The organism is Pseudomonas sp. LTGT-11-2Z (assembly GCF_003691445.1).
Lineage (GTDB): Bacteria > Pseudomonadota > Gammaproteobacteria > Pseudomonadales > Pseudomonadaceae > Aquipseudomonas > Aquipseudomonas monteilii.
In genome coordinates this window covers 5,422,146-5,434,969 of record NZ_CP033104.1, presented here as the reverse complement: position 1 = coordinate 5,434,969, position 12,824 = coordinate 5,422,146, and the positions used below count along the sequence as shown (strand labels likewise).

Here is a 12,824-nt window from a genome sequence, read left to right as displayed (position 1 = left end):
TGTATGCATCTCAGAGGTCACATTAGGGCTGATGTGAATAGATATCCAGTGCTTTATGGGTGCACCTTAGGTGCTACACATAACGGGACAGAACGGGACGAATAAGCCTGATTTCCAGGCCTCTGAAATGGGCGTTTTCGTTGCACTAAGTTGCGCGGACCCTAAATGATACGAACCGCCAAACTACGAAGTTTTCGAGGTATGACCAGGTTCACACCGCCGGTGGAGACCTCGCGCCACGGAACCGAACCTCTCCATTTTGTGGCGCGCGAACTACCCAATTGCTGGGTAGTTACATCACCTGATTTCCGGGTATCTACCGTCTCCTCAGTTTTGAGGACACCCGGCCACCAGGTGAACGAATCGTTCATCCCCACTGGGGGAATACCCACCACCAAGAAGGGTCAGATCTGAAATCGCGCCCCTTACCCCGCAGGGGGCTCGCACCGGGCAGATCCGCGTTTCAAGCGCCACCCTCCCGGCCTGTCTGCAGCGAAGTGGGATTTCCTCACATCGATCGACGGGGTAGCGGTTCACGACCCCATGGCTAACATGTGAGCCACGATCACAACTACCTGCTTTGGCCTGCTGTCAGGGGATGGCCGGCGCCAGGCCGGCGTAGTGGTCCGACTTTCGGACTTCAAATCCAGAAGTCGCAGCTAAGCCGGAATTTCGGCTTAGCCAGGGGCGCGCAGCGTTGATGTAGGATTGCCATCATCTACAACGAAAGGAGGTTCGGTATGGATGAAGAGATGATGCGCAAGATACGGGAGGCAATCGACAACTTCCCGCCGCGGCCGGACCTGGACGCGCTGATCGAAAGCGGCGACATCGTCAAGGTTCCTGGTGGGTACCAGGCGCCGACTGAGAAGGGGCGCAAAGCAATTGAGAAATACGCGATCGGCATCAAGATCAGCAACAAGGGCAAGCCTCCGATTTACCGCCTCAGCATTCGCCGGGCGCGCAAACCTTCCGCCTGATGCAGCAGCGCGTCCACCGTGTGGAAAACGACACACTGTGTGGAGATCAACACGGACGGGCTTTTACGACCAAGTCGCAAAAGGGGATTGGCTGAGCTTTCAGCCGATCTCCGGCCTGTCGAGTCGACTGATTTAGGTAGTTTCGCCCAGGTTGATCTCCCGAGATTTCGGGACATCTCGATGTGCTCAGTTCTGAGCGCATCTCCTGGCCTGGCGATGCCCTCAAACCTGAGGAGATCTGAGCAGCTTTGCTCACATCTCGCCGGCCGCTCCAGAGATCCGTGGATACATCCTCAATTTGAGGAAGAGTCGATGCGGCTCGATCAAGGGTGCATCACTTTGGTCGCCCCCTTCGAGAGGGGTGCAAAATAATTTCATCCTGCCACTTGCGTGACTGCTAACGATGGTCCATCATCACTCCATCGTGACTGCTAACGGAGGTTGAGGTGAAGGAAAACGAAACGAAGGGCCCGCTATCAGCAGCAGATCGCCAGAGGCTTTACAAGGAGCGTCAGCGGGAAGCTGGGTTCAGGCAGGCGACGGTATGGATTCACACCGAAACAGAGCAGGAAGGGCGCCAGGCGGCGCTAGACGGCAAGCCACTGAAGCCGCAGGGGAGCAAAGACCCCATCAGTTGGGCGATCGGGTGGCTGAACGAGAAGGGCAAGCAGTAAAAACGGGATTTCCCGTAATTGGAAAGGGTCGGATTTCCCGACAGTTTTGCGGTGGGATTTCCCACATTTGAAGGTGGCCAACCCGGTGCTCGAACACCGGGAGGGCCTATCACACGACGACCTTTGAGAGACACGTCATGCAACGTAAACAAGATACCAGCAGCAAGCCACAACTCAAAGCGCGCAAGCCAAAGAATGCCAAGGCGCCCAAGATGAGCCGGGACGATCCGAGCTTTACCAGCAGGTATCGTGATCCCGAATACCCTGACCATCCCAGGATTTGCAACTGGTCGCCATTGGTGGTGCCGGATCAGATCAACCAATGGGGGATCGGTCGAAATCTCGGATTGAAGATGATGGATGAACTGGCGAAGCTGGCCTCTGTAAGCGAGCAGGAGGCTTTCGACGCGATCCGCTTTGCCTTCAATTGTCCAGACTGGCGGCCCAGCAACGGGACCGAATTTGGGTTCTCCGAAGGCGTGGCGGCACTGGCAATGATCGGCTTGAGGCATATTGCTCAAGGTGGCGAGCCCTTCGACCTGGAGGCCTTCACATGAGCCGGGTTTCTGTGAGAGCCAAGAACAAGCGTCTGCGCGCCCATCCGAAAAAGTCAGGGCCGTGGGAGCGCCTGCCATTCGTTGGCAAGGATCACGGTAAACAAGAGAGCTGCTGGGACATCCCAATGACCGGGACCTTCTTGGGCGGCGTCGAGGCGGGCAAGTCCATCGCTCACATCTACCTGAAGTACCTACGAGACGAGCGCGGCAATCAGTTCTCGCTTAGCTCGTCACTGCTGGGATCGATGCTCTATTCAATGGCACTGAAGCAGCCGGCGACGAAGGAGGAGCAGACCGCGCTCAATGGTCAGCGTGCTGGCTTCTTGGGCGAATTGTCGCGCTGGCTTGAGCAGGCTGCGGTGAGGCTTGGCTCCGACCTCGATCGGCTGTCTGAGCAGCAGCTCATCGACAACACAAACGTGTGGCTTGACCCGGGCGCCTACTCGCAGGAGTTCCGCGACCTGGGCTGATATTTCAGCTGAGCAAAGTGAAGTCGAAATGGGCACTACCCTGATCCGGGGTGGTGCCCTTTTTGTTGTGGGGGAGATGGTCCAGATCTGGGTCATCGCGTCGCCGCTCTGGCCCTGCGGTGCGCCTATTTAATACCCCTGGGGGTGGTAAATTATAAAGACTGGGAGTTTTTCCGTTCACATGATCCACGCAAAGCCAGTAAAACCGGTGAGTGACTAGGAAAAAATCCCAGTCGCTCGCAAGGGCCGCAACATAACCGGACGCAACCGGAAAGCCGTATGGGAAAAAATCCCAGTCGCTTGCGGAAAAAATCCCACCGAAAAAATCGAAATCAGGTGAACTTGAATGGCGCAGGGCCTGGGGATACTTCGAGGTTTTTCCCGGGGCACTCGTCGATGTACGCCCAAGCGAGCGCATACAGCGCGCACTGCGCCATACCAGGCTCACGACCACCTTTCCTGTAGGTGCGGGTGCGGATGATCAGACCGGCATCAATCAGCTCCTGCAGCGCAGATGCGAGCGTTTTGGCATCCATCTTGCGGCCCTCGGCCATCATCTCGACAGTGCACGCCAGGTCGCCATTGTTGCGCCCGTTGTAGTGCCGCCCAAGCTTGATCAGGACGGTAACCGCCTTGGGGCTCAGGTTGTCGAACGCGGGGTGCATGAGCAGTCGATGGGGTAGGGCAAAGACCCTTCCGCCAAAGTCGACCTTGTACTGCTTCTTTCTTGCCATTCAGCGACTCGCACAAAGGCGCCGGGGGCGCGATGTGAAATCGCACCCCCTGGCTGTCGATTTAGTCTTTATCGTCGGAGAGGACGTAGAGGCCCACTCGGTGCGGGCGCCGCCCAGGAGCTGCCGCTTGGTAGCACCACCTGGTCAGAATCCCCCAGCCTTGCCGGCGTAGATGCCTGATAGTGGATGGCGGGTGAACGATGTCCAGATCTTGGGCAGCCTCGATCGAGGAGACTGGCCCCTTCTTCAGGGCTTCGATCAACCGCTGGGCTTGCGCGTGGGTGGAATGGTTGTCAGGCAGATCGTGATCTGCGATAGTTTTTGCCGTCATATAGGCTCCTTTCACTAGGGGTCAGGCCCGGGTGGTGGTGGTGCACTGCCCGGGCTGCTTTTCTCTCTCCTCCCATATCTCCTCCATCACTCCCCTGAACCATCTGCAGTTGCAGCAGCGTCGAGCACCAGGCTGAGAAAGCCCTTAGTGGCCTCCGCGGCTTTGACTGATGACTTCGCCAGTTTGATGACTTCCTGATGCGTTCCGTAGCCGGCGGCGATCATCCGCAGGCCAGTGGCCAGCAGGGTGACCATTGCGTGCGCCTCATCTACGGCCGTGTGAAGGTCGTCATAGGTTGGCCGCTCTGGGGTGGTGCTTTGGGCGAGGGTATGGGTAGAATCGAGGCGCTGTGTAGTCGTCTTCGCAGATTGCTGTGCGGCACGCTGGGCCAGTGCCTCTAACACTGGCTCTGCACCATTCCTCACAAGCGCCAGTTTTGGCGTCTGCTTGCCCCCAGCCATTACCGCGCCCCATCCTGAGCAACGCGCTCAATGAACGATTTGAGCTCTGATGCCAGGATCAAGCGGCGACGGCCGATCTTGAAGCTCTGAATCTCTCCCTTCCCGACCATCTCGTACATCATGGATCGGGCGATCCCCAGCGAACGTGCAGCCTCTTCAATTCCAACTGAGAGCGGCTGAATGGCTTGTGTCTGCGCCATAGAGGGTGTCTCCGGTGTTCTGTTTAGTTTCGATTAGTCCGCCTATCAGGCGCTTGTAGGTTATTGCGTGTTGCATGAAAAAAGCAACACATTTTGATGTGGTGCAGCTTGCATGAGCGACAATCGTCTGCGAGCCTATGCTTCCTACAGTGAGGTGCACCTTGGCCAAGAAGCAGAAGCGCTCAGAGACGCTTTCCATCCGAATCAGCCCCAGGCTAAAGGCCGGCCTCCAGGTTGCGGCCAACATCGGCAAAACGTCGATGGCCTCAGTGATCGATACGACCCTGAGCGAGGGCCTCGAGAAAACCTTCGTAAAGGCTGAAGAAGTCCACCCCCGACTCCTGGAGCGATTCGGTGCGCAGGGCGGAACTGTGCAACTTTCGAAGGTGATGGCGGAGATTTGGACCGACGAGCCTTTCCTGCTCACGCTAAGGCTGTATCTTTTGCTGCCATCCGGCCTGACGGACCGCGAGTTTCTGATGGCAACCACAGTCTTCAAAGACGAGACCTTTGCCGGGGTCGACGATGTATTTGAAGGCGCGGCTATGCCTGGGCTTAGTTATCCGTTGATTGATCTTGGTCGTGCTCAGCTGGAGCAGAACGAGCTGGCGAGCTATGCCGACTATTTCTCCCATGAGTCTCAGCGCCCGGGTGCCGGCCTGCACGTTGAATACGACCAGTACCTGCAGCTCCATAAAGATCTGAATGAAAAGCGGCGAACTCGGAAAGAGTTGCCAAAGTGTGAGTTCCGCCTGCAAAGCGCTGATAACTCGATGTATGAGTTCGTCTTTGCTGATCGCGATGGAAGAGTGTTGCTAGAGGGAGAGGCTAAAAGTGATCGCCTTTCGATTGTTGACAAAATCAAGCGTATTAAGCAGATCTGTCACGACTTGAACTCATATGATTTACACCAGACTGAAGATGGCGTTTATGAGTTCTTCGTCCAGTACAAGGGCGTGGTTCTTGCTAGGAGTGTTTGTTTCCAGAACAAAACAGTAGCGAGGTCGGCAATCGATACTGTGGCAAAAACGGCCTCGGCGGCCGTCATCAAGACCGTGTTCCTTGACGATCTAGGTGAGTAGATCTACAGCGGCCGCCTTGCTGTCTGGTGCCAGGTGAGCGTAGCGTAGCGTCATCTTGAGGTCGGCGTGCCCCAGCAGATCCCTGATCGTGTTCAGCGGCACGCCTTTCATCGCAAGATTTGACGCGAAAGTGTGACGAAGGTCATGCCAGCGGAATGATGTAACTTTCGCCTCTTTCAACACCCCATCCCAAGACTTTTTAACGTTATCCATTACGCCGCCAGTTTGACTTGGGAAGAGCAGATTCAGGCTGTTAGATTGGGCCTTCCAATCCCTGATGGTTCGCATCGCTTCCTTATTCAACGGGATGTGCCTAGTTTGGTCGGACTTCGCACCCTCGCCAACTACTGTCAACGTCTTCTGACCAAAATCAATATCAGTCCAAGTTAGATTAAACAACTCGCCTCGGCGCAGGCCGGTATTGAGGCTGATAATGGCCATTGGCTTCAGGTGATCAGCAAACGCCAACTTTCTCAGGTCCGGCAGCTCGGCCTTTTTCCGCTCCCGGCGCCACCGGTTGGCGCTGTCACGCTCGCTCCTGATGCGCTCCTCGCGATCGTCCAGAGCCTGGCGTAGTCGCCGGTTCTCTTCCGAGGATAGGAATCGAACCCGGGCGCGGGTGTCGAGCCGCATCGGCTTCAGTTTGGCCATCGGGTGCTGTTCGAGCGCGCCCCACTCGACGGCCTTGGAAAGCGCGCCTCGCAGGGCTGCTAGCTTCCTGTTGGCGGTGGCATCCTTCAGGCCGGCAGCCAGCCACTTCACGCGCATAGCCTCCAGATCGCGCTGGGTGATGTCTGCCAGCGGTTTTCGCATCAATGCACCGAAGCTGTACTCTATTGCGTGTCGCGTCTTCTGGTGGGCCTTGTGGTGGGTTTCCAGCCACGGGTAGTAGCTTTCCTCCAGGTAGCTCTGGAGAGTGTGAGCGGCCCTGCGCTTGCTCTTGCCTGCCACCAGCGGCGCGCCGTGGGCGTGGGCCTCAGCAAGCCAGCGAGCAGCCTCGGTGCGCGCCTGATCCAAGGTCATCATTCCAACCCGCCCCAGGGTTGCGGCCTGGTTCCTGCCCCAGGTCACCATATAGCTGGCGTGGCCACTGGGCAGGACGCGGATAGACAGACCTGGCTGGGCAGTGTCGTGGATGCGGTAGGCCTTCTCCTGGGGCAGGATGCTGGAGAGGACTTTTGCGGTGATCTTGGTTTTCATGGGTTGGCGTCCGTGACAGCAGGGTGACAGCAGAAATGACTATACGGACCTGTATCGGCGGACTCAACTGGACGATATGCCCCAACGAATGCGGGGCTTATCCTTTAATTGCTGGGCGTGATAACGCACTCGTAACGCGAAGGTCGCAGGTTCGATTCCTGTCTCCGCACCAGTTCAGGTTCCAGCGAAGGCTACCAAAATCTCTGGAACCCCGTAAAACCCGCCTTCTGGCGGGGGGCGTTATGGCGTTCCGTCGGAATCCGACAGCTCCCTGCCGACTTAGGGTGTTGCGTTTGTGTGAGGATAAATTGCGGTGAACACATAATCGGTAGTGGGGTGCCGGTTTTTCGCGTGCAAGGTTTCTAATCAGCAAGATATTGCCGGTTCCTGCCGTGTGCACTATGATAATCAGCATTAAACTGCTGATTAATGGTGTGGCGATGCCGCTCAGACTCACGATCCAAGCTTTCTCAGAGGGGGCATGGCGCGATGCAGCGACGCTCACGGTTGAGAACCCCGAGCGTGTGGCTGATGGACGTTGCCTTGTCGCATACGACAGCGACTACATCATCGCGAACTTTGATCGCATGGAGGATCGTTGCGAACGGGCCCTAAGCGTTAACCTTCCGTTGAACTGGGACCACCATGACGTCAAAGGGTATCCCGCATTCCTCTACGACATCATTCCCTCTGGTGCTGCCAAGGACTCTCTTGAATCCCGCTACGGGCGTCTCAAGCCCGAAGGCGTGGAACTGGAGCTGTACCTGCTAGAACGCTTCACGCCGGCCCCTGTTGGGCATCTGCGCATCAAGGAGTCGGTGGAAGGCCTTCAATCGGATCGGAGCGAGGCTTTCGCGCATGCTGAGGTCGTGAACAGGACGAACGAGTTTCTTGAATATGCCTACGAAACCGGCGCGGCATTGGGCGGCGCTACCGGTGCCAACGGTCAAGCCCCCAAACTGGTCATGACCGAAGCACACGACGGTGCTCTGTACGCTGATGCGATGCTTCCCGATGACCAGGCGTGCCGTCACTGGCTGATCAAGTTCGCGCGTAATCGAGGCGGCGAGCGCGACAAAGACATCCTGCGAACAGAGTTTCATTACTACAAGGCGGTTGCTGCCCTCGGTCTTGATACGGTTCCCACTGATGGTCTGGCGCTTGAAGAGGCAGTGAAGCCAAGCCTCTGGATGCCACGGTTTGATCGCCAGGTAGTAGATGGCGTGGTGGAGCGGATACCGCTGGAGTCGGTGTACTCGATCTGCGGCATTACCGGCTACGCGCATCCGATGGCGCACGTCGAAGTGGTTCACCGGCTGGTAAGTCTATGGGTCGATAACGGCCAGCAGGATGAGGTAGACGACCTGGTGTTCGAGTATGTACGGCGCGATCTGCTGAACCGCATTCTAGGGAACACCGATAACCACGGTCGCAACACCTCCATCATGCGTGTGGGTGGGAGGTTTCGTTTGGCCCCAATCTATGACCTCGCGCCAATGATCCTGGATGAAGAGGGTATTACGCGGACGACGAAGTGGGCTGCGGAGCGTAAGGGGTCTTCTAACTGGAGCGACAACTGCGCTGAGCTTATTGGTTACACGGATCCCGATGTTCTGCTGCAACGGTTGATGAATGCGGCTGAGGAATTCAGGGCGTTGCCCGATCTGCTGATTGATGTTCCTGAATCGATGCGCAATGCAGCCTCTCTACCCGTGAATAACCTGGACAAGCGACTCGTGGAGTGGGGACTGCGATGAAAAAACTACAGCCTGAAGAGCGCGCTCAGCTCGTAGAGGAAATCGTCAAGCGCAATGCGGCGGGGCTCGATCCAATTGGGACATCCATCCGCCGTCTGCGGCTCGAAGTGACTGGGCTTGACCAAGAGACCTTCGCTGCCATGTGCAAGATCTCCACGAAAAGCCTGTACGAACTGGAGAGCGGGAAATCGAATCCGAAGCTCAGTACTTTAGAGGCCGTGCTGCGTCTCTTTGGCATTCGGATGGGTATGGTGATGACTGCCAAAGATGATCCCACTGCAACGGTCGCCGGCAACACTGTCGGCCAGTTGAAGGCGGGTGGGCCAATCGCTGTGGTTGCGCGGCCGGTGGCGAATCTTTCGCCCCTGGCCAACGCTTACGTGGTGGCCGGACCGAAACGCGGGAAAAGCCCTGCGGCAGCCAAAGCGATGAAGGAAGTGTCGAGGCCGGCATCGCCACGGGCACGGAAAAGCAGTCAGGAAAAGTGAGATTGATTTATGACGGTGGTGGGCGGGACACCTTCGGGTGTGCCGGGCTCCTTTCGTCCCGGTCGGCCAACCCGCGTATTGCTGCCACCTTAACTTGCTTGGCCGCGAGCGGTGGCAGTTCCATCACGGAAGGAACTCATCACCGTTCGTAGGTTTTCAGCGCCACGGTGAGCATTTCATGGATATGCGCCCTCAGGGCCAAAGGTTCCAGCACCTCGATATCGGCAGCGTTCGCCATCAGAAACAATCGTAGCCCTTGGGTGTCGCGAATCCTGCAGGTCAGCAACCATTTGTCCCCGTCTTGCAGCAGCTTCTGGTTTTTCTCCAGCGGGTTCTCAGAAAGCCGGTTGTACAGGTTGGGGCTTAGCCGAAGGCGTGTTTTCTGTGCTGGTGAATGGATGGTCACCAAGTCTTTCTGGACTTCATCAGCATGAATGTCGTAATCCTCCGGGTCATCGATGATGCGCTTGCCCGGCTCTACCTTGGTAATCCTGTGTAGCATCAACGCACAGAGTTTATTGGGGCCGTTGCTGCTGTACTTGCCTCGCGGCACGCCGGGGCCAGGTGCTTCGCCGAGCCACTGCTCTTCGGCAACATATGCGGAGAGGTAAATATTGGAGTCCTGGTGAGATAAACCCAGTGGCTTGAGTTGGTAAACACACTCGACACCGTCGGCGGCGAGCGGGCGGTACCAGACCTCAAGGGGCTTGCCTTCGAGGATTGCCATTTGCAGGCGCTCAAGGTGTTTGGCGTTGTACTTGCCCGGCTGTAAAACAGTGAACCGCGTTCCTGAAGTAATGCGCTTGCTGAAGTTCAGCTTGCGCCGGGAACCATCATGCATGACCCGTTCGGTGTAGTCCTGCAGGCCCTTCAACTCGTCAGTCGCTGCTTGCAGGCCGAATCGTTCGGCATGCTTGAAAATCGCCGAGAGCGACATGGCGTCTGAAGGCGAAAGCACCAGCGAGTGGCTTCGGCCCACCGCAGACCAGAGCAAACTCCGTTTATCTGCCTCGTTGATGGTCGATCGAACGTAATCCAGGTCCTCCAGCACCTTCAAATCCCTGATGGTGGTTTTTTCATGCTGTTCGTCATCGTCATCCCCATGCCGACGAACCCACGCAACCAGCTTCGCATGCACTTTCGCGGTGGTCAGTGGCTTACCCGCTGCATTAAGAATCTGCCGCAGATAGTCACGGCGATGAGCTCGGTTGATCATTTAGTTTCAATTCGGACAAGAAGTGTCCCTATTGGAGTGCAACATGCTTCTCGTTGGCAAGGGAAAGACCTTGATCATGCCACTCACACCTCCATCGCAGAGGGTGTGGCAGAGAAAAGAGGGCACCGCGATGAGCGACATCGAGAGCGTCAAAGCACTGATTATTGAAAGCGCAGCCGACGGCATCGACGCTGTTGAGCTGCACCGGCGGTTGATGCAGGCGGATGTGAGCCTCGGTGAGGCTGAGGTTCAGACGATCCTGTTGGCATTGCAGGAAGAGGGGCGCCTGATCGGTCAAGAGGTAGAAGGCCAATGGCGGTACACCCGCTTCGGCAACAACGACGCTGCAAATGCAGCCCTGGAATACAGCCCGCAATTCGCGGAACGGATCCTCGCCGCTTCGTGCGATGAGTTTGTAGAAATCGATGTAGACGACATGATCCAGATGCTTGATGACATGCTCGCTCAAGCAAGATCTCGCCGAACCGATACCCAGTAAGTGCCTGCTACCGGGCATTTGTCAGCCATCTGAGGAAGTAAACACCATGGTAACCAGTGATGTGACGTCTGCCATTGTCAACGCCAAGCCGGGTATCCAGAAGTATCTGGCTTTGATGAGCCAAGTGGAAACGGTAGACGTTTCGACTGACGCACTGTTTCAGCGAGCGTATAACGGCTTCTATCGTGTGCAGCGGCGTGAGCGTTCCTGGTATGGCGCCTACTACCAGCTTATGGAGCAGTTGAAGGGATCGAAGCCCACGTTTGCCGAGGTTCTCGATCATATGCACCAGGCTACCGGGCGTTATGAGCCGTCGTTCTCCAGCAAGCTGGTTGCTACGTTGAACCCGCAAAAGCCGGTTTGGGATACGCATGTACTGCGCAACATCAACCGCAAGGCACCTTCCTACCAATCCCGTAAAAAGATCGAGGACGCCAAGAGCTGTTATGCGTACATGGAGGATTGGTACCAGACCTTTCTGGCGTCCACTGAATGCGCAGGTTGGATAGGGCAATTCAACGAACGGGTGCCCGAACACGGCAAGCTGACCGATTTGAAGAAAGTTGACTTCATTCTTTGGCAGATGCGCGGCTGACGGGTTGATCTGGGCTGGGTAGGGGTCAAGACGGTATCTACAACGCCCGCGCAAGCTGCTGAGGTATGTGCTTGCGCGGGCGGCCTGTATAGCCTGTGGAGGCAACTGTCTTCTTGTGGCGGTCAGGCCATTTCGAACCTGGCTCAGCTCACCGTAATCGCCGCATTCAACACCAACACCACCACCAACCCGACCAAAGCCACGATGGACTGCACCACCGAAATGGTCTTGGTGGCTTCGCCCATGGTCATGCCGAACGACTCCTTCACCATCCAGAACCCTGCATGGTTGGCATAGTTGAAGAACAGCGACCCGCAGCCGATGGACAAGGCCAGCAACGGCAGGTTGAGGCTAGGGTCTGCCCCCGCAAGCGGTGCCAGCAAGCCGGCAGCCCCGACGATACCCACCGTGGCAGAACCGGTAGACACCGAGAGCAACATCGCGATCAACCACCCCAGGATCAAGGGCGGGAACGCCGATTGCTGGGTCAGGTGCACAATGGCATCACCCACCTTGGCGCTGGTCAGCATCTCCTGAAAGGCGCCGCCGCCGGCAATGATCATGATGATGGAGGCGATAGGCTTGAGGCTTTTGCCCAACGCATCGCGCAGCTGTTCGGCGTCGCCGCCACGCGCCAGTACCAGGCTGGCGCCGGCGAACAGCACGCCCAGCAGCATGGCGATCAGCGGGTTGCCCAGGAAGCTGGCCATTTCCAGCAGCGCGTTGCCTTTGGGCAGCAGCATCTCGGCAACGGCATGCACCAGCATCAGGATTGCCGGCAGCAGCGCGGCCAGCATGCCGATGAATACGCCGGGGCGGGGCTGGTTGTCGGCTTTTTCAGTCAGGGTGAACTGGTCCAGCAATGCCTGATCAGGCCGCGTGCTCATACGCTTCGAGATGAACATGCCATACAGCGGGCCGCCCAGAATCATTGCAGGGATAGCGGCCAGGAAGCCGTAGAGCATGGTCGGCCCCACCGAGGTCTTGAGTACGGCAATGGCGGTCAAGGGGCCTGGGTGCGGGGGTACCATGCCGTGCATGGCGGCCAGCGCCGAAATCACCGGCACACCAACGTACACATACGCCGAGCCTTTGAAGCGCGCCTTGCCTTCCAGCTTGCGTGCCACGCTGAAAATCAGCGGCAGCATGATCACCAGGCCCACTTCGAAAAACATCGGGATGCCGATGACAAAGGCAACCAGCATCATGGCCCACGGAATCAAGCGGTCCGGGGTGCGTTTGAGGATCACATCCGCGACCTGCTCGGTGACGCCCGCGTCAGCCAGGATTTTGCCAAGCATGGCACCAAGCGCGATCACCACCCCGACTGCGCCCAGGGTCTTTCCGGCGCCTGTGAGCAGGTGGGAGACGATGCTGCCGGGCTCCATGTGGGTAGCGAAACCCACGCCGATGGACACCACCAGCAAGGCCAGGAGGGGATGCATCTTCAGGCGCGACACAATGAGTGCCACCAGCACCAGGACACTGACCAAGGCAGTCAGCAACAGCTGTATATCTAAAGGAGTCATGCAAGGAATCTCGGTTGGGCAGGCGCTCTGGCGGCACTCAGGATTTGAAGG

General features: G+C 57.4%; 16 protein-coding genes. 9 read left to right on the top strand and 7 right to left on the bottom strand.

Features of this window, described 5'->3' with window-relative positions; all coding sequences use genetic code 11:
* Positions 1-740: 740 nt before the first annotated feature.
* The 4 genes from D8767_RS25625 to D8767_RS25610 all read left to right on the top strand — a co-directional run bounded on the left by D8767_RS25625 (position 741) and on the right by D8767_RS25610 (position 2,681).
* Positions 741-980 (top strand): hypothetical protein, encoded by a 240-nt coding sequence (locus D8767_RS25625; RefSeq protein WP_122048451.1) that lies wholly within the window; start codon positions 741-743, stop codon positions 978-980.
* A 446-nt stretch (positions 981-1,426) separates the two neighbouring features.
* Positions 1,427-1,654 carry a hypothetical protein gene (locus D8767_RS25620; protein WP_019750390.1) on the top strand — a complete coding sequence of 76 codons (228 nt, stop codon included), beginning with the start codon at positions 1,427-1,429 and terminating at the stop codon, positions 1,652-1,654.
* A gap of 137 nt (positions 1,655-1,791) precedes the next feature.
* A complete protein-coding gene (locus D8767_RS25615) occupies positions 1,792-2,211 on the top strand; it encodes a hypothetical protein (RefSeq protein ID WP_163002515.1) in 420 nt (139 codons plus the stop codon).
* On the top strand, positions 2,208-2,681 hold the full coding sequence (locus D8767_RS25610; protein WP_177412730.1) for a hypothetical protein: 474 nt from the start codon (positions 2,208-2,210) through the stop codon (positions 2,679-2,681). The genes D8767_RS25615 and D8767_RS25610 overlap by 4 nt, the downstream gene beginning before the upstream one ends.
* A 332-nt stretch (positions 2,682-3,013) precedes the next feature.
* Here the strand turns inward: D8767_RS25610 and D8767_RS25605 are convergent, their stop codons facing one another.
* The 4 genes from D8767_RS25605 to D8767_RS25590 form a co-directional block, all read right to left on the bottom strand.
* A complete protein-coding gene (locus D8767_RS25605) occupies positions 3,014-3,415 on the bottom strand; it encodes a helix-turn-helix domain-containing protein (RefSeq protein ID WP_029380510.1) in 402 nt (133 codons plus the stop codon).
* 61 nt (positions 3,416-3,476) lie between these two features.
* Entirely contained in the window at positions 3,477-3,746 is a 270-nt protein-coding gene (locus tag D8767_RS25600) for a helix-turn-helix domain-containing protein (protein WP_019750394.1), read from the bottom strand.
* 86 nt (positions 3,747-3,832) lie between these two features.
* On the bottom strand, positions 3,833-4,000 hold the full coding sequence (locus D8767_RS28995; RefSeq protein ID WP_177412729.1) for a hypothetical protein: 168 nt from the start codon (positions 3,998-4,000) through the stop codon (positions 3,833-3,835).
* A gap of 206 nt (positions 4,001-4,206) precedes the next feature.
* Entirely contained in the window at positions 4,207-4,407 is a 201-nt protein-coding gene (locus D8767_RS25590) for a helix-turn-helix domain-containing protein (RefSeq protein WP_019750396.1), read from the bottom strand.
* 161 nt (positions 4,408-4,568) lie between these two features.
* Between D8767_RS25590 and D8767_RS25585 the strand changes: the two genes are divergently transcribed.
* Complete coding sequence (locus D8767_RS25585; protein WP_163002514.1) at positions 4,569-5,489, top strand: hypothetical protein; 921 nt, start codon at positions 4,569-4,571, stop codon at positions 5,487-5,489.
* Here D8767_RS25585 and D8767_RS25580 read toward each other — a convergent pair.
* Complete coding sequence (locus tag D8767_RS25580; protein ID WP_122048449.1) at positions 5,478-6,689, bottom strand: site-specific integrase; 1,212 nt, start codon at positions 6,687-6,689, stop codon at positions 5,478-5,480. The genes D8767_RS25585 and D8767_RS25580 overlap by 12 nt on opposite strands.
* Positions 6,690-7,090: 401 nt before the next feature.
* Here D8767_RS25580 and D8767_RS25570 point away from each other — a divergent pair, with 401 nt between their 5' ends.
* Together D8767_RS25570 and D8767_RS25565 are read left to right on the top strand one after the other, a co-directional pair.
* Positions 7,091-8,446 carry a type II toxin-antitoxin system HipA family toxin gene (locus D8767_RS25570; protein WP_016713382.1) on the top strand — a complete coding sequence of 452 codons (1,356 nt, stop codon included), beginning with the start codon at positions 7,091-7,093 and terminating at the stop codon, positions 8,444-8,446.
* Positions 8,443-8,934 carry a helix-turn-helix domain-containing protein gene (locus D8767_RS25565; protein WP_016713381.1) on the top strand — a complete coding sequence of 164 codons (492 nt, stop codon included), beginning with the start codon at positions 8,443-8,445 and terminating at the stop codon, positions 8,932-8,934. The genes D8767_RS25570 and D8767_RS25565 overlap by 4 nt, the downstream gene beginning before the upstream one ends.
* Positions 8,935-9,073: 139 nt before the next feature.
* Here D8767_RS25565 and D8767_RS25560 read toward each other — a convergent pair whose 3' ends face one another.
* Positions 9,074-10,150: a YafY family protein gene (locus D8767_RS25560; RefSeq protein WP_016713380.1), complete on the bottom strand. Its 1,077-nt coding sequence runs from the start codon at positions 10,148-10,150 to the stop codon at positions 9,074-9,076.
* A gap of 130 nt (positions 10,151-10,280) precedes the next feature.
* Between D8767_RS25560 and D8767_RS25555 the strand changes: the two genes are divergently transcribed.
* Both D8767_RS25555 and D8767_RS25550 read left to right on the top strand, forming a co-directional pair.
* Positions 10,281-10,649, top strand: a complete 369-nt coding sequence (locus tag D8767_RS25555) for a hypothetical protein (RefSeq protein WP_027609772.1) — start codon at positions 10,281-10,283, stop codon at positions 10,647-10,649.
* Positions 10,650-10,695: 46 nt separating this feature from the next.
* Complete coding sequence (locus D8767_RS25550; RefSeq protein WP_016713378.1) at positions 10,696-11,244, top strand: hypothetical protein; 549 nt, start codon at positions 10,696-10,698, stop codon at positions 11,242-11,244.
* Positions 11,245-11,387: 143 nt separating this feature from the next.
* Here D8767_RS25550 and D8767_RS25545 read toward each other — a convergent pair whose 3' ends face one another.
* Positions 11,388-12,773 (bottom strand): GntP family permease, encoded by a 1,386-nt coding sequence (locus D8767_RS25545; protein WP_028699911.1) that lies wholly within the window; start codon positions 12,771-12,773, stop codon positions 11,388-11,390.
* Between the last annotated feature and the right edge of the window lie 51 nt (positions 12,774-12,824).